This window comes from Paenibacillus sp. S28, assembly GCF_016624415.1.
GTDB lineage: Bacteria > Bacillota > Bacilli > Paenibacillales > Paenibacillaceae > Paenibacillus_AQ > Paenibacillus_AQ favisporus.
Genome location: NZ_JACVTM010000004.1, coordinates 301,748 through 322,340, shown reverse-complemented (window position 1 = coordinate 322,340; position 20,593 = coordinate 301,748). Strand labels below are relative to the sequence as shown.

General features: G+C 55.2%; 16 protein-coding genes. 3 read left to right on the top strand and 13 right to left on the bottom strand.

What is annotated here, in order from left to right; genetic code table 11:
* Positions 1-124: 124 nt before the first annotated feature.
* From IAE55_RS12905 to IAE55_RS12895, 3 genes are all read right to left on the bottom strand, one after another.
* Entirely contained in the window at positions 125-1,867 is a 1,743-nt protein-coding gene (locus IAE55_RS12905) for a family 43 glycosylhydrolase (protein WP_200632706.1), read from the bottom strand.
* Between the two features lie 423 nt (positions 1,868-2,290).
* On the bottom strand, positions 2,291-3,688 hold the full coding sequence (locus tag IAE55_RS12900) for a family 43 glycosylhydrolase (protein ID WP_200632705.1): 1,398 nt from the start codon (positions 3,686-3,688) through the stop codon (positions 2,291-2,293).
* 57 nt (positions 3,689-3,745) lie between these two features.
* Complete coding sequence (locus IAE55_RS12895; protein ID WP_200632703.1) at positions 3,746-5,497, bottom strand: glycoside hydrolase family 2 protein; 1,752 nt, start codon at positions 5,495-5,497, stop codon at positions 3,746-3,748.
* Positions 5,498-5,673: 176 nt separating this feature from the next.
* Between IAE55_RS12895 and IAE55_RS12890 the strand changes: the two genes are divergently transcribed.
* The gene (locus IAE55_RS12890) at positions 5,674-6,588 is read left to right on the top strand and encodes an ArsR/SmtB family transcription factor (RefSeq protein ID WP_200632696.1); all 915 of its coding nucleotides are present in this window, start codon (positions 5,674-5,676) and stop codon (positions 6,586-6,588) included.
* Positions 6,589-6,684: 96 nt separating this feature from the next.
* Here IAE55_RS12890 and IAE55_RS12885 read toward each other — a convergent pair whose 3' ends face one another.
* From IAE55_RS12885 to IAE55_RS12840, 10 genes are all read right to left on the bottom strand, one after another.
* Positions 6,685-7,644, bottom strand: a complete 960-nt coding sequence (locus tag IAE55_RS12885; protein WP_200632694.1) for a glycoside hydrolase family 43 protein — start codon at positions 7,642-7,644, stop codon at positions 6,685-6,687.
* 175 nt (positions 7,645-7,819) lie between these two features.
* Entirely contained in the window at positions 7,820-8,620 is an 801-nt protein-coding gene (locus IAE55_RS12880) for a helix-turn-helix transcriptional regulator (RefSeq protein ID WP_267918312.1), read from the bottom strand.
* Positions 8,621-8,744: 124 nt separating this feature from the next.
* Positions 8,745-9,326 (bottom strand): hypothetical protein, encoded by a 582-nt coding sequence (locus IAE55_RS12875; RefSeq protein ID WP_200632690.1) that lies wholly within the window; start codon positions 9,324-9,326, stop codon positions 8,745-8,747.
* A 208-nt stretch (positions 9,327-9,534) separates the two neighbouring features.
* On the bottom strand, positions 9,535-11,091 hold the full coding sequence (spoVB, locus tag IAE55_RS12870) for a stage V sporulation protein B (RefSeq protein ID WP_200632688.1): 1,557 nt from the start codon (positions 11,089-11,091) through the stop codon (positions 9,535-9,537).
* A 284-nt stretch (positions 11,092-11,375) separates the two neighbouring features.
* Complete coding sequence (locus IAE55_RS12865; protein WP_200632686.1) at positions 11,376-12,017, bottom strand: TetR/AcrR family transcriptional regulator; 642 nt, start codon at positions 12,015-12,017, stop codon at positions 11,376-11,378.
* A 217-nt stretch (positions 12,018-12,234) separates the two neighbouring features.
* Positions 12,235-13,068 carry a MurR/RpiR family transcriptional regulator gene (locus IAE55_RS12860; protein WP_105444241.1) on the bottom strand — a complete coding sequence of 278 codons (834 nt, stop codon included), beginning with the start codon at positions 13,066-13,068 and terminating at the stop codon, positions 12,235-12,237.
* A gap of 72 nt (positions 13,069-13,140) precedes the next feature.
* A complete protein-coding gene (locus IAE55_RS12855; RefSeq protein WP_105444306.1) occupies positions 13,141-13,905 on the bottom strand; it encodes a PHP-associated domain-containing protein in 765 nt (254 codons plus the stop codon).
* Positions 13,902-15,050 carry an ABC transporter ATP-binding protein gene (locus IAE55_RS12850; RefSeq protein WP_200632684.1) on the bottom strand — a complete coding sequence of 383 codons (1,149 nt, stop codon included), beginning with the start codon at positions 15,048-15,050 and terminating at the stop codon, positions 13,902-13,904. Before IAE55_RS12850 ends, IAE55_RS12855 begins: the two co-directional genes overlap by 4 nt.
* Complete coding sequence (locus IAE55_RS12845) at positions 15,051-16,877, bottom strand: ABC transporter permease (protein WP_200632682.1); 1,827 nt, start codon at positions 16,875-16,877, stop codon at positions 15,051-15,053.
* 41 nt (positions 16,878-16,918) lie between these two features.
* The gene (locus IAE55_RS12840; protein ID WP_234489504.1) at positions 16,919-18,217 is read right to left on the bottom strand and encodes an ABC transporter substrate-binding protein; all 1,299 of its coding nucleotides are present in this window, start codon (positions 18,215-18,217) and stop codon (positions 16,919-16,921) included.
* Positions 18,218-18,652: 435 nt separating this feature from the next.
* Between IAE55_RS12840 and IAE55_RS12835 the strand changes: the two genes are divergently transcribed.
* Together IAE55_RS12835 and IAE55_RS12830 are read left to right on the top strand one after the other, a co-directional pair.
* On the top strand, positions 18,653-19,447 hold the full coding sequence (locus tag IAE55_RS12835; RefSeq protein ID WP_145164744.1) for a DUF6492 family protein: 795 nt from the start codon (positions 18,653-18,655) through the stop codon (positions 19,445-19,447).
* Positions 19,444-20,556, top strand: a complete 1,113-nt coding sequence (locus IAE55_RS12830; RefSeq protein WP_145164746.1) for a glycosyltransferase family 4 protein — start codon at positions 19,444-19,446, stop codon at positions 20,554-20,556. The genes IAE55_RS12835 and IAE55_RS12830 overlap by 4 nt, the downstream gene beginning before the upstream one ends.
* The last annotated feature ends 37 nt before the right edge of the window (positions 20,557-20,593 follow it).

Genomic DNA, 20,593 nt, shown 5'->3' with positions numbered 1-20,593 from the left:
AGCCGCATCCCGCTATTGCAATCTTGGAGCGCCTGAAAAAAGAGGCTGGAAAGTAAGAGGCGTCAGCAACAAAAAAGACGGCTTCCTGTAACAGAAGCCGTCTTATATTGGAACTCCTATATCTTCAATCCAAACGGTACAGCAGCCAAAACTGCGCGGTTCCGCCGGGAATGTCCTGCCAAGTTCCTACATCCGTACCGCTATTAATGCTTGCCCCGTTGACGTCAAGCGCTTTTCCCGTCTGCACATTAAACCATTTGCAGTAACCGTTGCCGGTATCCACGAGTTTCCACTTTTGCGTATCCAAGCCTTGATACTCGGCTAAGCCCGCTCTCCCCCAAGCGGCCGCAGGATCGATCACCGTCAAGGCTTTGCCGGACTCTGGATTCACGAATGAATAGGTTCCATCCTCATTTAGGGTAACCTTCCAACGCTGCGCCGCCCCTCCGTCGGAATCATCCTTCATTTGGGTCCATGTCTCGCCCGCTGCATTTGGGTCGGCCACACTGAGAGCTTTGCCGCCATTCGGGTTAATCAGTTTATACTCGGCCCCAGGCTTAATCGAGAATGTGTTGCTGCCAGCAAGTTCAATATAGTCGATGTCAATGGCATGTTTGCTTTTCGCAAATTCGATGACGTTGTCGTAGCCTTTCTTCAACTCGACTTGGATCGAAGCCGTTGCATATTGTTTGCTTCCCGTGTGAGGCAATGCCACCGTCACGGCCGGATGACCGTTCACCGACACCTGTTCCGAGGCATCGGGACCTGCGGTGTTTGAATACCTAATGTTTAAGGTATAGCTTCCTTCTTCGGGCACAATGACATCCTTGATCGATAAGGAGCTGTTCGTGTTATTGAGCAGCACGACTTTGCCGCCGGATGCGCCTGCCTCCTCCTTGATTAATGCTTTGGCCGGTGTTCCATGCTCCGCTTCAATCCGATAATCGCCGGACGGAACCGCAAGCGGACCGTTGGTCGGAACTCCGAAATTCGGGGAACCGTCGTTATTCCAGGTAAAAGGCTGTACCCTGGTCGGCCGGGCGCCGCAGCCTTGGCCGGGTCCGCTGTTGCCGTGGTACACGATCAAATCTTGCGTTCCGTCCTTGGAAGGGACAAAGGAGTTATGTCCCGGAGCGTAGACGCCATTGGCCGCAGACTTGGCGAAAACCGGCTGATCGCTCTTCGTCCATGACGCGGGATTCAACAAGTCGCTTGCAGCATCCGCGCTCAGGATACCAAGCGAGTAGTCATCCTCCCAGCAAGCGCTTGCAGAAAAGACAAGGTATATTTTACCCTGGTTTTTCAAGATGACAGCGCCTTCATTAACAGGCATGCCTTTCATTTCCCAATCGTATTCGGGCTTGGTCAGAATACTGCTGTCTCCGTCCAGCGTCCACGGATTCGACATAGGTGCGATGGCGATCGCGCTGCCGTGGCTGCCCGACCAATCCCCATATGCCGCATACAAAAAGTACAGCCGGCCATTATGGTCGAATACGGTGCCGTCAAGTCCCGCATATTGTGTATTCAGCTTGCCTTTGTCCGTCCAGCTGCCCTGTAAAGGATCCGGGGAATCGTTCTCCAGGACGTATACGCCCCGGCAGTCATCGCCGCAGCCGGTATTCGCCGTATAGTAGATATACCATTTGCCGTCGATATTGTGGATCTCAGGCGCCCAAATATCCTTCAAACCGGAAGGGGGCGTCCATACCGTCTTTCGTTCTCCCAGATCGATCGCGGTCAGTGATCTGGATTTCCAAATGTCCAGCCTGTTGCCTAACGTGCGTGTAAAGTAATAGTACCCATCCGAATGCAGCATCACGTACGGATCTGCTCCCGCCGTATTGATCGGGTTTGAATAGTTCATCGTTGACGCAGCTGACGTTGGGTAAGCCCACAGAGAAGTCCATGTCAGCATAAAGAGAAGAAGGAGCGATGTGCATTTAAAACCGATTCTTCTGACAGCATACATTGTTCTGGCACCTCCGGTATGTATAGTGGTTTTGTTGATCGCGATCACGCAAAAACCATTATAGGCCAGGAAAGGCATGTAAAGTTCCGGAAAGCGGCATATTTCTGCCGGACAAATAAACATAAGATAAACCGGATTCGACGGTCGAAAGCAGGAAAAACATGCATCGACGTACATTACTAGAAGACAGACCGCGCACAGCTGCCCCAAAAACCAAAGGCCGGCTCAGGAATGAGCCGGCCACCGATATGGGTCCTTTTCAATGTTAACGTTCGGATTAAATTTAGCCTATGATTACGTGCAGATTATTCATTAAATCTATTTGGCCCGCTTGATGTCAAAAAAGTCGATCTCCCCGTAGCCTGCGCCCTTGGTGAAACGGATCGTGTTGGTGCCTGCATGGAGCTGAATGCGCGCCGTGGACAATCCCCAGTTCTCCCAGCCTTTATTCGTGATGTAAAAGGGGCTCGGCATGCCCGAATTGACGGCCAGCTGAAGATGGGACCAGTCCCCACCGGCCGTTCCGTTCGCGGTTCGTGCCAGCAATATATATTCGCCGGCTTTCGGCACCTTCACGGCATAGTCCACGTAGCTGTCCGGCGTATCAATATGTCCGGCCTTCATGCCGCCCGACCCGTTTGGACTTTGCGAAGCGTACGCTGCTCCGCCGAACGTCCCTTTTTCCCCTTCGATGCGGATATGCGGCGTTTCACCGGAAGGCAGCGGAATCGGAACATTGGGATCGGCCGGTACGCCCAAATTGGGCGTATGGTCGGCATTCCACGTGAATTTTTGCATACGGATCTCCCGGTTCCATCCGGCACCGTCGAATTTGGCCGTATGGTACACGATCCAGTCTTCGGTTCCGTCGGGCGATTGGGTAAACGAATGATGTCCCGGGCCATATAGCCCGTTTCCGGACGCAAAGATCGGCTGGCTGCGTTTCGTCCAAGAGGCCGGATTCAGCAAATCGCTGGAAACGCTGGCTGTGATGAGCCCAAGGCAGTAATCGTTCGTCCAGCTTCCGCTCGCCGAGTACACCAGGCTGATGACGCCGTCCCGCACAACAACCTGCGGGCCCTCGTTAACATAAGGCGAGTGGTTGGTCTCCCACGGATAGGTCGGCCTGGAAATTTCAACGCGGCTCGAGTCAATCGTCCAAGGATTGCTCATATGGGCGATGTACAGGTTCTGACTTACGTTGACATCCCCCTCCCAGCCCGACCAAATAAAGTAGAGCTGTCCGCCAGTCTGCAGCACGGTACCGTCGATAGCCCATTTATTCGTCGGGTCGGTGATCTGCCCCTTGTCCTGCCAGGTTCCCTGCGTCGGGTCCGCGGACGTATTTTCCATCACGTACATGCGGTGATTCGCGTTGTCGCCGTCATCCTTGGCGTAATAGATGTACCAGGCCCCGTCAATATAATGGAGCTCGGGGGCCCATATATTGCAGCAGCCTGTCTCGACAACTCGGGTCGGGGCCGCGTCGATCGTCGTCAGCTCGGCCGATTTCCAGATCGTTACGTTGCCGCCCGTCGTTTTCGTGAAATAGTAATAACCGTCCGTATGTTTGTAAACCCAGGGGTCCGCTCCATCCTGCATGACGACGTTATAAACATTGTTCCGGCTGGAAGCCGCGTCCGTGACCTGCCCCATGGGGACGAGCAGCAGCATGCATAACGCAAGCAGCAGCGGATTACGCACTATAGCCTTCATGTACAGGCATCCTCCTCTTCGGGAATATAAGCTCGTACCGTAACCTTCACTCAAGCCTTAATCTTCAATGGCCGCTTTGCGGGAATTGATGCGGCGAATCACTTCCGGATCAAACTTCTGGCGTCTGTCGTAGGTGTACAGCCCGTTTACTTCCTGTTCCACGTCATACAGCTGGGTATAACAAAATCCGAACATCATCGGGTGCTCCAGCAGAGCGCTCGTCAGCGCTTCGTACCGCTTAAGAAACGCCTCCTCGGATGTCGGCCGGTCGCCGTAGCCCCAAGCCTTGTCGTCCTTCTGGTCGGGGTTCCACCAGATGCCGCCGTATTCGCTGATAAAATAAGGCTGCCCGCCGTACGTCTGCCGGTTCGGAAACGTGTTATACACCTCGCCGCCCGTTTTCATCGGCTCGTATCTGGCCCGGAACGTCTCCGGATTTTGATCATAATCGTGCAGGTCGAAAATATCCGTCACGACGTGGAAGTTGCCGCTCGTATCGATCACCGGGCGCGTCGGATCCAGCCGTTTCGTCGTCTCGTACACGATGCGCAGCACTTCGTTATCCTGCTTGGCGCCGTCCCGGTCCCACGTCTCATTGAACGGGCACCAGCCGATGATCGCCGGATGATTGTAATCCCGCTCCACACCTTCCAGCCATTCTGGCAAAAACCGCGACAAGCTTGCGGGAGTAGTAATATCCAGCCCCCAGTTGGCATGCTCTCCCCAGACGAGGTATCCCAGCCGATCGGCCCAATACAAGAAGCGCGGTTCGAACATTTTCTCATGAAGTCTGGCCCCGTTGAATCCGAGCCCCAGCGAAATCTCAATATCCTTCCGCAGATCCTCGTCCGTAGGTGCGGTGTAGATGCCGTCCGGGTAAAAGCCTTGATCCAGCACGAGCCGCTGGAACACCGACTTTTCGTTGATCCGGAACGCCAGGCCGTCCAGCCGCACCGTCCGCAGGCCGAAATACGAATCAACCGCATCGGCGTCCGTCAGGCCCGGCCGTTCAAGCGACAGCTTCAGGTCATACAGCCGGCCGTGGCCCGCCTCCCACAAATGGACTTCCGATACAGGCACGGTCACCTTGACGCATGGCCCTTGCACCACAGCCGTAGCCTCGCCGACTTCCTTTCCTTCATAGAAGGCGGACGCCTTCAGCTGCGCTCCGGCGGTATTTCCGCTGACCTTCACTTCCAGGTGCACGCATGCATTCGCCGGATCGGCCACCACCTTCATGTCCGCTAGATACGTTTCAGGGACCTGCTCCAGCCATACGGTCTGCCAAATGCCCGTCGTGCGTGTGTAGTCGCAGCCATGCGAGTGGAAGCGTTCACTTTGCTTGCCGCGCGGCTGGCTACCCGAGCGAACGTCATCCTCCGCATAGACGGTCACCACGTTGGCGCCTTCCTTGACATGCGGGGTAATATCGAAGCTGAACGAGGAGTACCCGCCGCGATGCGTGCCGACGGAGGTTCCGTTCACCCACACCTCGGTTTCGTAGTCGACCGCGCCGAAATGAAGCAGGATTCTGCCGCTGTTCCAATCCTCCGGCAAGGTGAATTCCCGCTTATACCACACGGCGGCCATGAAGTCCTTATATTCTACGCCGGACAGCTTGCTTTCCGGACAAAACGGAACGGTGATCGTTCCTTTGAGCGCATGCTCCGGCTGGTGGTAGCCGCGTTCCTTCCCGCTCTTGCCTTGATCGATTTCGAACTGCCAAGGGCCGTTCAAATTCAGCCAGCGGTCCCGCACCCATTGCGGACGCGGGTATTCGGGACGGGGGATGCTGAGGTTCGATTCCATAGAATAGCTCCTTTTCGGGTTGATTTTTAGTTAACTAATTAGTTAATTATTAATCCTAAAATACTCACATAGATAGTAAAATAACCGTGATATTTAGTCAATGATTTTCTTGTTTAGTTAACCATTTGGTTATACAATGGATAGACAACACCTATCAGACCGAATCGGAGGCATCTATGGAAATCAAGGTAAGCCACGAAAATCTGCCGTTATTCGTTGCGCTGGCGTCGGATACGCGCATTCGGATGGTCGAAATGCTCAGCAAAGAAAATCTCAATATTCGGGAAATGGCGCAAAGGCTGAATCTCTCCTCCGCCATCGTGACCAAGCATGTTCAGCAGCTGGAAGAAGCGGGCATTCTCCGTACGGAGGTGACTGCGGGCAAGCGCGGTATGCAGAAGCAGTGCTCTCTTCGTCTGGAACAGGCATCGCTGGTGTTCAAAACGGACGATGTTCTGCCGCCCGAGCCACAACAAGACGGCTATGACGTCGACATTCCCGTCGGCCAGTACTCCAGCTGCCAAGTCAAGCCCACCTGCGGACTGGCTTCCGAAACCAAGCTGATCGGCATGCGCGACGACCCGCGGTATTTCGCCGAGCCGGAGCATGTCAAAGCCCAGCATATTTGGTTTGCCGCCGGCTATGTCGAATACCGCATTCCGAACTACGTCTCCGGCAAAAACAGCATCAGCGAGCTTCGCATCTCCCTGGAGATCGGATCGGAGGCGCCCGGCTACGCCGAAGATTGGCCGTCGGACATTACGTTTCTGCTCAATGACGTTCCCGTGTGCGTCTGGACCTCTCCGGGCGACTTCGGCAGCGTACGCGGAAAGCTGAACCCTTCGTGGTGGGATCCCGGAAGCTCCCAGCACGGCCTGCTGAAAACGCTGCTGGTGACCTCTTCCGGCACGTATATGGACGGCGTGCGGATGTCGGATGTATCGATACAGGATATTCCGATCCTGCCCAAAGAAGAAATCCGATTCCGGATTCTGTCGCCGGAGGATGCACGGAACGCCGGCGGCGTCAGCTTGTTCGGCAGGCACTTCGGCAATTACGGGCAGGACATTCAAGTCCGAATCCGCTACTAAGCCAAAGGCTCAGGCCAAACGGTTATGTTTGCAAGAACATGCCGCTTAGTCTGAGCCTTTTTCGTTACTCTTTTCACACGCTTAGCCTTCCTTCGATCATTCCTCTCCAGAAGGCACAGGTAGATAATGCGTATCGCTCCAGGGAACGCCGAAATCGGGCGTACCATCCGGATTCCAGCCGAACTTCTGTATGCGCGTCGAGCGGAGGCTCGTATCGGAGCCGGGCGAAGGAAGGGCATGAAAGACGATCCAGTCCTCCTGATCATCCGGAGACTTCGTAAAGCTGTTATGGCCTGTTGCATATACTCCGTTTTCTACACTTTTGCGAAATACAGGCTGCATCGATTTTTGCCAGGAAGACGGATCCAGCGGATCGGCATCTTCATTCATCGTGAGCATACCTAAGGCATAATCCTCAGACCATGTGGTGCTTGCCGAATACACCAGAAAAATCCGGCCGTTGCGATGCAGCGTGACGGGACCTTCATTAATCGCCATTCCGCCTTGCTTTTCCCACGGGAGTGTCGGGGCAGTGAGCAAGTGATGTTCCCCTGTCAATGTCCAAGGATTGGCCATTTGGGCAATGTATATCGCAGATCCATAATCGGGGAAGTTTCCGTAACCGGCATACAGAAAATAGAGCTCGTTCCGCAAGGACATCACGGTGCCGTCCAATCCCGGGACAGGCGTCTCCAGCGCCCCTCTCCAGCTCCACTCGCCTTCCAGCGGATCAGCATTTTCGTTCTCCAGTACGCATATCCGGCGGGATTCATCGCCTCCCCCATCGTTCGCTGTATAGTAGATGTACCATTTGTGATCCAAATAATGTATTTCCGGCGCCCACAAATTGCAGCTGTAGGGACCTCCCGGTTCGGGCGTCCAGATGGTCTTCTTGCGCCCCCAGACCAATCCCGTCAAGCTGGAAGATTGGGTAAGCTCCAAGCAGCCCGACCTTGTTGTCATAAAGTAGTAGCTGCCATCCGTGTGCTTAAGCACCCAAGGATCGGCAGCGTTGGCTACGATGGGATTGCAAAACGTCTTCGTTTTGGTGGACATCTTCTCACTCCTTTTTCCTGAACAAAGCAGTCATCCCTCTAATTATCCCGTGCGATCCTATCGTAAACAATGTTGAAAGCGATTTACTTTTTGCGCATAAAAAGGAATTACCGAATCGTTTTCGACCGACGAAAAAGAGAACCGTCCTGCCGAACGGTCCTCATCATCCTTCAATTCATTGATTTTGTTTACGCCATTCTAGTGGAGTGACTCCAGTCGATTGGATAAAGAACTCATAAAACCGGCTGGATGAGGTAAAACCGACCTCCGAGGCAATCAAATCGATCGCCTTGCTCGTTTGCTGTAACAGCCGTTTGGCCTCCATCAAACGAAGGCTGATGATATATTGCTTGGGCGAGACGCCCACCGACTCCGTAAATTTCTTCCGAAGGTTGCTTTCGGACAAAAAATGACGCGCTGCCAGTTCATTGACGGTAATGCGGGTATGATAGCTGCTGTGAATTTCTTTTAGCACTTCTTCTATGACCCCGTGACGGATATCTGCTCCAGGCACCGCCGATTCTATGTTACGCTGGAATACCAGCAGTGCTGTCTCAAAAGCGATCCTCATCATGTTGTAGGAGTCGATCGTTTTCCTTTCGGAATTCCATTCTTTCTCCAACTGAATTAAACTGATTTCCACCCAGCGCGTATCGTCAGCGTCAAGATGGCTGCTCCGGATGCGCTGCGACTCACTCTCCGCTTCATGAAAGAGATACTGGCAGTGGACCGGAAGCTGATCATGGAGAAAATGAACGGAAACACCCTTCCAAGGTTTTGTACACACGAAGCCATGATGAAGCCCGGAAGGAATCAGGATCAGGTCGCCGGCAGCAACCTTGATATTCTGCTCGGAAGAGCTATAGTATCCATCCCCTTCCAAAATAAGCGTTAACTCATCATATTCATGGGAATGCGACATAAAGAGGCCCTCACCTTGACTTGCCTGAAAGGTGTGAGGTTTAAAGCGCTCCATACTGACTACAAAACTCTTAACACGGTTTCCCAAAGTTAGCATCCTCTTTCCCTTGACGCTTCTTTCTCCTTATCATTCTATGAAGTCCGCTTCTCCCCGTCAATGATCCCGCTAAGCCGAAATTTCAATCCATCAGCGCAATGAGCCAAGCCCCGCTCGCTTTGTCCTTCAATAAAGAATAGGTCATGACGCCTTGCTCTATCTCTTTATGGTTTATATTTCGATAAAAAGTAACGACCACTTGAATACGTTTCGAGTCTTCCTCATAAGAAATTTCATTAACTTCGAAGAACTCAAACTTCACTCCATCTCCATTCATATAATCGAACCAATCCATATTCGCCTTGATGTCATTCTCACTAAGCATATTTTGTTTGAATTTCGCTGCATCATGATCAACAATAGCTTCCATATTATTTTGGACCTTCTCGGCTATATCCTGCGTTAAAAAGTCCTCCACGTGATCCGATAATTCAAAGAAAACGCCCTCTTGGAAATTCTCCAGACTTGGTTTATCCTGACGGAAGTCTTTTTGATAAAGAAGCGTTTTGCTGCCTGTTTTGGCATGGGAAGTAGCGGGAGAAGTGTTCGATTCATTGGCTTCCCCAGTGTTTTCTGCACGGTGAGTCACCACTTCCCGGCTGACATCCACACGTTTCGGTTCTTGAACACATCCAGAAGCAGCAATGACCGCTAGAATAGCCATGACATGAAGCCCCTTTTGAAACCTCATTGTAATCAACTCCAATTCACAGACGGCATCTATCCCTATATATTCCAATATATCACATTAAAAAATGCACCCTCCAACCGGTCCAATGAGCACGAGAAAATCGCATCATTTGATCCTATGGAAAGATGCATATGAGAGTATACGACCCACTCTTCTGCAGTAAGGATGAACTCAACCTCTCTCAGGACACCGGAATCGTCGGCGCCTTCGGCCGGCTGCGCAAAGCCCGGGTCGCCTGCAGGGTGATGGCATACACGAGCAGCGATACAAGAATGGCCCCAAGCAGCGCAGCCGTCGCTCCCAGCTGAACATGCTGCTCCAGGAAACGATGCGCGGCCAGCCCCGTCACCGTCATGACGATCCCCCCGATGCCCGCTTTGATCACCATGCGGAAGTCAAAATAAAAGCCGATCGACCCCGCCACCGCATAGAAGTTGAGCACGGTCAGCATCAGGATGCCGAGCCCGAACCCGAGCGCCACGCCGCGGATTCCCAGGTTCGAACCGAGCACGAAGATCAGGCTGATCTCAAAAATGTTGGTCATGATATGGTTCCACATGACGGTGGATGCTTTGCCCAGTCCAAGCAAAATCGCCTTCAGCGGCGCCTCAAAATAATGGAGGAAAAACAGCGGTGCCAGCAGCTGCAGCAGCACGCCCGCTTCCGGCGAATGGTACACGACCGTCGTCAGCGGCACCGCCCACATATACAGAATGACGGTGCAGGGCACGCCGACCAGCAGCCCCGTGCGCATCGCCATGTCCATGCGGCTGTGCATGAGCCGGGTGTCGCCCTCCGCGCTGGCTTCGCTGATCGCCGGGATCAGCGCCGTCGACAGCGACTGGGTGAAGAAGCCGGGGAGGAACAGCAGCGGGATCGCGTACCCTGCGAGCATGCCGAACTGCTTCGTGGCCATCTCCACGCCAACACCGGCAAGGACGAGGCTCTTCGTAATGACGAGCGGCAGAAATGCATGATAGATCGAATGGATGAAGCCGCTGCCGGTCATCGGCAGGCCGATGCGCAGCAGGTCCCGCAGCGTGCGGTCCCCCTTGAGCCGCACGCTCGGAACAAACCGCCGCTGCTCCTTCGCTTTTCCCCGGTTCGCCCACTTGAACACGGAGAACAAATACAGCAGGCCGACGCCTTCGCCGATCACCGAAGCCCCCATGGCTCCCGCCGCCGCGTAGGCGATGCCATAAGGCAGCAGCATGTTGACGACGCCGATGATGACGATGATCTGCGCCACATTCTCCAGAATGTCGGATAAGGCGAGCGGGTTCATGTTCTGCCGGCCGCGGAAATACCCCTTCAGCACGGCAGACATGGCGATAATCGGAATGATCGGCGTAATCGCCACCATCGCATAATACGCCCGCTGGTCGGCCAGCACGATCGAAGCGATCCACTTGGAGCCGAACAACGCGGCCAGGGTCAGCACGACGCTGAGCGTCCCCGTTACCGACAGCGAGACGGCGAGAATCCGTTTAATCCTCGACTCGTCCCCTTTGACTTCCGCCTCGGACACCAGCTTCGAAATCGCAACAGGCAGCCCGAGCTCGGTCATCGTAATAAACAGCGGAAGCAGCGGATGGGCGATCATCAAGAGCCCTACCCCTTCCGCTCCCAGAAAACGCGCCAGCACAATGCCGTTCACAAACCCAAGCCCTTTGGTAAAAAAAGACGACAGGGTCAAAACGAACGTTCCACGGATAAAGCTTTGCTTGTTTAATCCCATTGGTCACATCCCACCCACTGTTTGTCCTGATCTCTCTTTTATTAGCGTATTCGGACAAGGGGCAATACATGCAGACAACCCTGACATCTTCGAATGCCTTTCCGGCTCTATGCAACCAAAGAAAAACATAAAGGAAGCCAAATGGCGACACCTATCTCGCCATTGACTTCCTTCGAAAGAGAATATGAGCTAAAGGATTACTTGTAAGTTCATAGCAGTTCATTACATAGGGGACAGTTTACCAAAGGGGCGTACGGATTTTTCGTCTTGCTCTATACGACCTTTTAATACGATATTTTTTGGATCGTCTGCAGCAGCAGCTCTTCCATCTCGGCATCATCCACGGAATCGAGCATGTCCGGGACGAACAGCTGGTATTTTTTCATCTTATAAAATTCAAACAGCGCCTGCTTCAACGAGAAGTCATGCCTCACAGCGAACGAAGGCTCTACCAACTGGCGGAGCATGAGATCGTCTTGTACAACAGACAAGGTGGAGTTAACCGGATGAAAAACATTTTTCTCCACGCCTGCCTCATAAAACCGGCGCAAATTCCGGTGCCGCTTCTGTTCCGCTGTAACCAGCCTGTCGTATAGAACCGGGTATACCGACTTGAGGTCCTCCAGCAAAATATCGGGCATGTACAGCACGCATTGCAAAGATTGGATGTATAACATGTGGAACCTCTTGCCCCATGAGAGCTCCTCGTCCTGCAATTGGACGTCGGCATTTTGCAGAAAGGCGATGCAGTGATCCACAAACATTTCAATGATTTCGTCTTTGGATGAAAAATATTTGTACAGCGTCACTTTGCTGATATCCATGTGGCGGGCCATGTCGTCCATATTGATGGTGCTGAACTTGCTTTTTCTCAACACAGGCTTGATTTTATCCAGGAACAAATTTTTGTTCTCTATCTTTTTCATGTTGTCCTCCGCTCCAAACGCTTAATACTCCTATTATATCATATTGAACTCCTTTCATTCCGTGCATTAGCTTATATGAAAAGAACTAAGTTAACGGTTTTTCAGTAAACCAGTTAAACTTAAGGCGACCGGATCCGTACCGTCGGCTCTTTACACCACGGATCATATCCTTAACACCCCTAACTCTTTACCACACAAAAAAAGCTGCCAAGCGGCTCTAAACCCGCTTTGGCAGCACTTTCTGATATCTGCGCCGCAGCTCGTGCAGCTCCTCGCTTCCCGCAACCGCCTGCTCCTCCATCTGCTTGCCGACCGCCACGATCAACGTTTCGAGCAAGGCCACCGGCGCCACCATGGAGTGGAACTCCCACAGCTGGCCGCGTGCGGTGTACAGGGTCACGTCAGCCTTCTCCAGCATGCCGCTGACCGCTAGATCGGTGACGAGCAGCGTGCGGTAGCCCTTCACCTTGGCGTGGTCCAGCAGCACCGACAGCTCCGGCGACTCGGACACGAAGCCGAAAATGACGATCACGTCCTGCGGCTGCACATGCACCAGCAGGTTAAACAGCTCGTGCCCGCCCCGGTCGAGCCGCTTGACCCGCATGCCGAACCGCGTCAGCCGGAAATCGGTCAGCGCGGCCAGGCTCTCCGCGGAGCCGGGGCCGTAGATGTACACGGTCCCCGCTTCGCGCAGCAGCGACGCTGCCCGGTCGAACGCTTCCTGGCTGAGCCGATCGGCCGTCTGCTGCAAATAATCCGCGCCGACGAGCAGGCTTTGCGCCGCGTCGTTTTCGTTCATTTTCGAAAACGCCGACTGCAGCTTCTGCGAAGGGGACAGCAGCATTTCGTCCTTCACCTTCTGCTTGAATTCCTTCAGGTTTCGGCATCCCACCTCGGACCAGAACCGCGACACCGTTGACGTGCTGACCTGGCAGGCAGCGGCGATGTCTTCCTCCACCATAAACGGGATGTCTTCCATATGCTTGCTGATATAATCCGCGATCCGCTGGTGTCCGCGGGACAGCTTATGGCCTTCCAGCGCCAGATTCATAGTTCTTGCCACCTCTCTATAGCGGGATGAATGATCAACGGCCTTAACGATGCAGGGAATGAAGTGTTAACGTTACACGGTTTCCACTTCAACCCTCTTTTTCAGCAGCTTTTTCACTGCGCCCGCCGCGCGCACCTGCAAGTGCAAGCTCGGAGAGATGACCCGTTTGCAAGCCTCCGCCCGAATAGCCGCCTTCAGCTCGGCGACGGTCTCATAATCGCCCGGCAGGACGTTGTAGACGCAGCCGACCTGGAACATCTGGTGGGCGTCGCTGCCCGCTACGACCGGCACACCCAGCTCCGCGCCAAGCGGCAGCACCAGGGCGATATTTTCCTGAATGCCGATCTCATGCAGGTCCTTGCCGTTCAGGTCGAACGCGTCGAACCGGCGCAGCAGCTCGCGGTCCACATGGTACAAATGGTTGGACTCCCGGAACGGGTGGCCGCCGATCACCATCATGCCCCGCGGCTCGCACAGCTCGAACAGCTCGGCAAGCCCGATGAACGACCCGGCTGCGGTGTGCGGCTCAAGCAGGGCGCGGATTTCGAGCAGGGCGTCCTTGGGTCCGGAGACGAGAATATGCCCGCCCTCGGCTACGTCCACTTCCATGCCTGTAAAGATTTTAAACCCGTCGCGGTCGTAGTAGTGGTTGTTGCCCGGCAGCATCTTGTCGAGCGTCCCGTAGACCTCGTCGAAGCGGCGCGTATTGAAATGCTCGGTCAGCGTGATCGCCTGCAGCCCCTGATCGCGGGCTTCATCCAGCATCTCGTTGAAGTGGTCCATGGAGAAATCGGTCTTCTTGGACAATTTAACATGAAAGTGAAAGTCAATATTCATCGGTGTATTTCCTCCAATATGGGTGTAATGGTCGTCGCGCCGGTCTCCAGGCGTCTGCCCGTCTCCCGGTCGTACAAGTTGATGCGTTCTTCGCGGAAGGACGCGTACAGCATGCGTCCCGGGGCGTAATCCGGGTCGCCGATGACGCGCACGCCCAGATTCTCCTGGCCGTAGGCGACCCTCACCAGCGTCTCGCCGCCGGCGGGCAGCACGTCCTCCACCTTCACCGGGATGGAACCGGCGGTGCGGGTCTCGTGCAGCACGACGTCTTCCGGCCTCACCGTCAGGACGACCGCTCCCGCTTCCTCCGCTCCACTGTTCATTCCCGCAAGCCGGAAGCTTCCGAGCGCCGTGCTGACGGTGCTGACGCCTCCGCTCGTGCGGCACACGCCCTCCACCCGGTTCAGCGGATGGTCCGAGCTGCCCATGAACTCCGCCACCTGCAGCGTCCGTGGATGGCGGTACAGCTCGCGCGGCGTATCCGCCTGCACCAGCTCGCCGCCGAAAAACACCGCGACCTTCGTCGACAGCGTGATCGCCTCGTGCTGGTCATGCGTCACGTAGACGATCGTCGTGCCCAGCTCGCGGTGCAGCCGCTTCAGCTCGGCGCGCATCTCCGTCCGCAGCTTGGCGTCCAGGTTCGAGAGCGGCTCGTCGAGCAGCAGGATCGACGGGGACGTCACGATCGCCCGGGCGATCGCCACCCGCTGCTGCTGCCCGCCGGACAGCTCGCCGGGATAGCGGTCCGCCAGCTCCGGGATGCGCATTTTGTCCAGCGCCGCCATGACGCTCTTGCGGATTTCGGCCTTCGGCTGTTTGCGCACCTGCAGGCCAAAGGCCACGTTGTCAAAGACGGTCATATGCGGCCACAGCGCATAGCTCTGAAACACCAGGCTCACGCCCCGCTTGGCGGGATCCAGATGGTACGCCAGGCTGCCGTCGGCCACCTTGTTCCCGGAGATGACGACGGTTCCTTCGTTCAGCTTCTGCAGGCCGGCGATCGCGCGGAGCAGGGTCGTCTTGCCGCAGCCCGACGGGCCGAGCAGCGTCACGAAATCTCCCTCTTCGACGGTCAGGTCGATGCCCTTCAAAATATGCTTCTGCTGCACATGCACATGAATCTGCCGCAGTTCAATCGCGTTCATTCATTGCCCTCCCAATCCTTTGGTCAAATCGGCCTTTCCAAACTTTACCGCAAGGGCGTAGACCGCCACGACGATCGCGATAATGATCATCACCACGACGTTGGTAAGCTGGTCATACCCTTTTTCCACATAATAAAAGGTGAGCGTCGTCAGCGTCTCCGTCCTTGGCGTTACGAGCATGATGATCAGCTCCATCTCCTTCATCGCCCCGATGAACACGAGGATAAAGGCGGACAGCAGGCTCTTGCGGTTGAGCGGCAGCAGCAGGCGCCGGAAGCGCGTGAACCAGGAGGCGCCGCCGAGCACGGCCGCTTCCTCGAGTTCCGGACCGATCTGCATCATGGCGGCGCCGCCCGCCTTGACGGTAAAGGGCAGCTCTTTGACCACCGTGATCAGAATAATGATCATAATGGTGCCGTACAGCGCCGGAATGAACAGCACCGGCTTTGCAAACATTGTAATATAAATTGCCGCGAGCGAGATGCCCGGGATAAAATACGGGAAAAACGACAGCTGATCGACGAGCCTGCCCATGGCCGTGTTTTTGCCACGGGCCACCGCATAACCAAACAGAAGTCCGATAACTGCGGCCGCGACCGAGGCGATGCCGGCGATGATCAGCGAATTTTTCAGCGCGAGCAGGAAAATCGGATTCTGCAGCACGCCCTTCTCCCCGGTGTTAATGCCCGGATCCGATCCTCCCGTCCAGTAATGAAGCGTGAAGTTGTCCGGGCTGAGCGATCCGTCCTTCAGCAGGAACGTCTGCAGCAGCAGCACGATAAAGGGTACGACTGCAATCAACGCCATGCCGGCCGCCGTCCCCACAGCCGCCGGAAGCCGCCATTTGCCAAGCGGCACATGCGTCACCGCGCTGCCCTTGCCCGTCACCGTCACATAGCTGCGCCGGCCGCCAAGCAGGCGCTGGTTGAAATAGATCGCCAGCATCGTGATCAGCATCAGCGTCAGTGACAGCACGTTCGCCTCGGTCGTCAGCCGCGACCGCATGCTGGAGTACAGCATCGTCGAAATCATGTAGAAGTTTACCGGGGTGCCGAGCAGCGCGGGCACGCCGTAGGAACTGACCGCTTTCGTAAAAATCAGAATGAATCCCGACAGCACCGACGGCAGCATCAGCGGAAACACGATCCGGCGCAGCACTTGCATCCGCCCCGCGCCGGCCATTTCGGCCGCCTCTTCCAGCTGGCTGTTCATCGAGCTGAGCGCAGCGCCCACGAGCAGGAAGAAATACACGCTGTCGTGGATCGACAGGGTCAGCACGATCGGCACGAAGCCGTACGCCAGCCAGTCCGGCGGCGTCACATGCAGCACCGACTGCAGAATGCCGGGCGTGCCGCCGATTTTGCTGTTTTTGAAAAAGGTCAGCCACGCCTGGGACAGCATCCATGACGGCAGCAGATACGGGATGATCGCCAGAAACGTAATCGTCTTCTTGAGCGGAACGTCCGTCCGCGTCACAAGCCAGGCCAGCCCGCAGCCGAACACCATAGACAGCGCCGAGACGGTCACGCCCACCGCCAGTGCGTTCAGCACCGGCTTGTAGAAGAGGGACCAGCTCATATCGCTTGCCAGCACGCGGCTCCAGTGGTACAGCGTCAGGTGCCCCGGGTCCGCCGCTGGCGTAAGCCGGGCGTCCTGGGTTTTCCATACGAACGTCGACCAGATCAGGTTAAGGACCGGCCAGACGATGGTGTACGCCAGAAACAGAAGGGCCGCCGCCCCGATCAGATATAGCGGATTCCGCAGCGCGTCCCGGCACCGGTTCAGCCACCTTGCTTGCCATGTATTCAGCACGGGCTTATGCAGCATCCCGTTTCCCTCCTGTTTGTGTCTTTCGGTCTTTCGTTCCGTCATTTCTGCTTGATCCAGAAATCGCGGACCTTCGGCGCCTCGAAGTACAGCTTCTCCCCGTCAAACACCCACAGGTTCAAATCCTCGAAGGCCACCTCGTTTTTGGTCTTGACGTCGGAGCGCGGCACCCAGGAGCCCACTTCATTGAACGGCGCCATGCCTTCGCCCTGGCCGTCCTTCTCGCCCATCATCCAGCGGATGAACAGCTTGGCCCCCGCCGGATGGGGCGCTTTGTTCGCGAGGAAGAGGTAGCCCGAATCGGGTACCGACGTCTTCGGCTTGATGTCATAGATCGGCAGGATGCTCCAGCCTTTCTCCTCGACCTTGGACACGTCGCCGGATACCGCCAGCCCGACCGCGTCGCTGTTCGCCTTGCCGATCGCATCCAGCACGTCGTCGCTTCCTTTTAACACGACCAGCCCGTTGTCGAACAGCTGCTGAATGAACTCGTACCCCGCGTTCTCCGTGCCGTGCAGCTCGATGTCCTTGCCGAACTTCTCCTTGTACGCCGCCGCCATATCGTCGCTATGGATGACCATCGTCGTAAACAGGTCCATGAATGCCGGCGAGCTGAGCGGATCGGCCGTATAGACCTTGCCTTTGAATTCCGGGGTAGTCAGGTCCCACCAGTTCGTCACCGGCGCGGACTTATAATGCTCGGTATTATAGAAAATCGTGCGGAACTCCAGGTAGTTGGCATACCCTTCGGCCTGTGTGCGGTACGGCTCATCCACCTTCTCCGCCAGATCCCCCGGAAGGTACTTGACGTACCGTCCCGGCTTCACCATCTCTTCTTCGACGGCCCCGCTCACTTCCTTCGTGATGATCACGTCCGGATTGAACTGCCCGGCATCCTGCTCCTTCGTCACCTTGTCCATCATCTCATCGGACTTGACTTTGCTTACCTCGACTTTGATGCCGGGATACTGCTTCATGAACGTCTCCGCAGCGTCGTTGGCACGCCCCGAAGTGGAGTAGACGATAACCTTGCCTTCCTTCTTGGCCAGCTCGTACAACGCCTCCGGCGTTTCGCTGCCGGACGCCTCTGCGGTATCCGCGCTCTGCACCGTTCCCGCCGGCTTGGCCGATGCGTCTGAACCGCCCGCCGTGCCGCCTTCTCCCTGCCCGCATGCGGTCAGCAGCAGGGCTGTGCCCAAGATGAGCGCCGCCGCTTTGCCTGGCCAGGACCAGGCGGTCCGTTTTCCTGTGAGCGCGTATGGTTCCCGCCCGATCCCCGTACTTTCGTTCGCATTTACCATCAGAATGCTCCTCGCGTTTCCGTTCCTTTTTGACCTCATATCCTATGGCCTCCCCATCGTTCATTCAGAATTAGTGAAGCGTGATTGGTATCCGGATGTTTCGCTTACCTCTTCACTATAGGGACGGAGTGTCAACGGAATGTTAGGCGGACGTGCGATTTTGGTAAAAAATTATCACCAATTTATTATAAGATAAAAAACTTTCATTTTTCATGATGCCGATTCCTTTCTGAAGCGTCCAAGTTCCCTCTGTCTTCTCCTGCGATCGGCATGCCCAAGGCGCCCTTCGGTCTTCTCGTATCCTCTGCTTTTGATCTATAAAAATCATTTTCATAGCCGTGTCTGCGAACCCCAACGTTTGCTCCAAAGCGGCAAATCCCTTGATTATTGTGCGTTTTACAATCTCTCTATGCCCATTCCCTTTCTCTCTTCCGGCATATGATACTCATACATTTGATATTTGGAGATGAGCAGATGACAACCCCCATTGATGTGTTTATTCCGGCGATTGAGAAGGATTTGGCAACCCTCCCCTATGTCATTGATGCCGTCAGAAAATATGTACAGCACCCTATCCACGAAATTATCATCGTGGCCCCCCGGAAGCAGCGGATTGTGGATTTGTGTACGAAAAAGGGCTGCCGATTCGTGAACGAAGACACGGTTCTGCCCATTACGAAAAAGGACATACACTACCAGTCCAAGACGTGGGACCGGTCCGGTTGGTTGTACCAGCAGCTTCTGAAGCTGGGCGGCGATAAGGTATGCTCATCCAAATACTATTTGGTGATCGACGCCGACACCGTGCTCATTCGCCCCCATACGTTCAAGACGGGCGACAAGACCGTGTTTTACTGCCGGAACTGGAGCCAGCCCGAATATTTCAACACGTACAAGAAGCTGATGGGCAAAAGCCGCGCTTCCAAGCGCTCCTTCGTTACGCATTACATGCTGTTCGAGAAGGCCAAAGTCAAACAATTAAAGCAGGCGATCGAGGCCAAACATCATACCAGCTGGTACTCCGCCATTATGAGAAGCATGAACAAATCGAAGCAGTTTGCTTTTTCCGAGTTTGAAACGTACGGCAACTTCCTGTATTCGTCGGAGCCCGGCAGGATGGTGCTGAAACAGGCCAACAACAAAAGCCTGCATACGAGCTTTTCCCAAATCTCGCCTTCCAAGATGTCGTCCCTGCAGCAAAAATACCGGTCTGTTTCTTTTCATGAACGAAAAGGGTATTCGAAATCTTCCAAGGTGAGACCGAAATGAAGCCCTATGTCGTTGTCTGGAAGGGCCCCGTCCACAAAGCCAGCGGTCTTGGCCGTGCCAGCAGAGCCTATGCCAAATCCTTGAAGCGGCAAGGGGTCGCCGTCCGGTTAAGCCCGCAAGACCACCGCAAGCCAAACGCCGCCCAAGTCAAAAAGATTCTCATATACCACCATCTTCCCAGCCGCATGCAGTGGAGAAAAGAGCGCAGTACGTATGACTTCATCCTGTTGAACACGGTTTGGGAAACAAGCAGGCTCCCCAGAAGCTGGCTGCCCCATATGAATAAATTCGATGCTGTGTGCGTGCCGACCCAGCATAATCGGCAAGTTCTCAGGAACTGCGGCGTCACCGTCCCGATTTTCGTCGTTCCCCATGGGGTGGACGCCCGGGAGTTTCATCCGAACCATCCGAAGCTATCGTTGCCCGCAGCCGCCGGGAAGTTTACGTTCGTATCCGTCTTCGGCTTTCAGCACCGTAAAAATCCGGAGGGACTGCTGCGGGCGTATTGGGAAGAGTTCTCTTCCAAAGATAACGTCATCCTGGTCATCAAAACGAACGGATATGCGGCCAATGAGACGGAGGCGTGGATTAAGCAGCAGGTCATGCGGTACAAAAAGAGGCTGGGCATTCAGAAGGATACGGCCCCTGTCGTCATCATCGGCCGCCATATGAGTGAAAGCCAGCTTAAAGGCCTGTATGCGCTCGGCGATGCCTTCGTCCTCCCTACACGCGGCGAGGGTGTCGGGCTGCCTTATTTAGAAGCGCTGGCAAGCGGCATACCGGTCATCGCCACCGGCTGGGGCGGGCAGATGGATTTCCTGACGCCCCGCAACTCCTTCCTGGTCCCCTATCGCCTTAAGAGCCCGGCGAGCAGCATGAACCGCGCCATTTCCAGAAGGTTCAGTAACCTGTTTGCGCAGAAGGGGCAGCGATGGGCCGAGCCGGATTTAAGCAGCCTCAAAAGGCTGATGAGGCAAGCGTACGAAAATCCCCGGCTTTGTAGACAGAAAGGAAGCCAGGGCCGAAAAGATATGCTCCAGCTGTCGTGGGACCAGGCCGGAAAGCTCATGAAGCAGGCGATTGAAGAGACGATGCGTTCCAAGAGATAAAGATGAAGGGTGATGGTTTTCGAAGGAAGGAGGATGA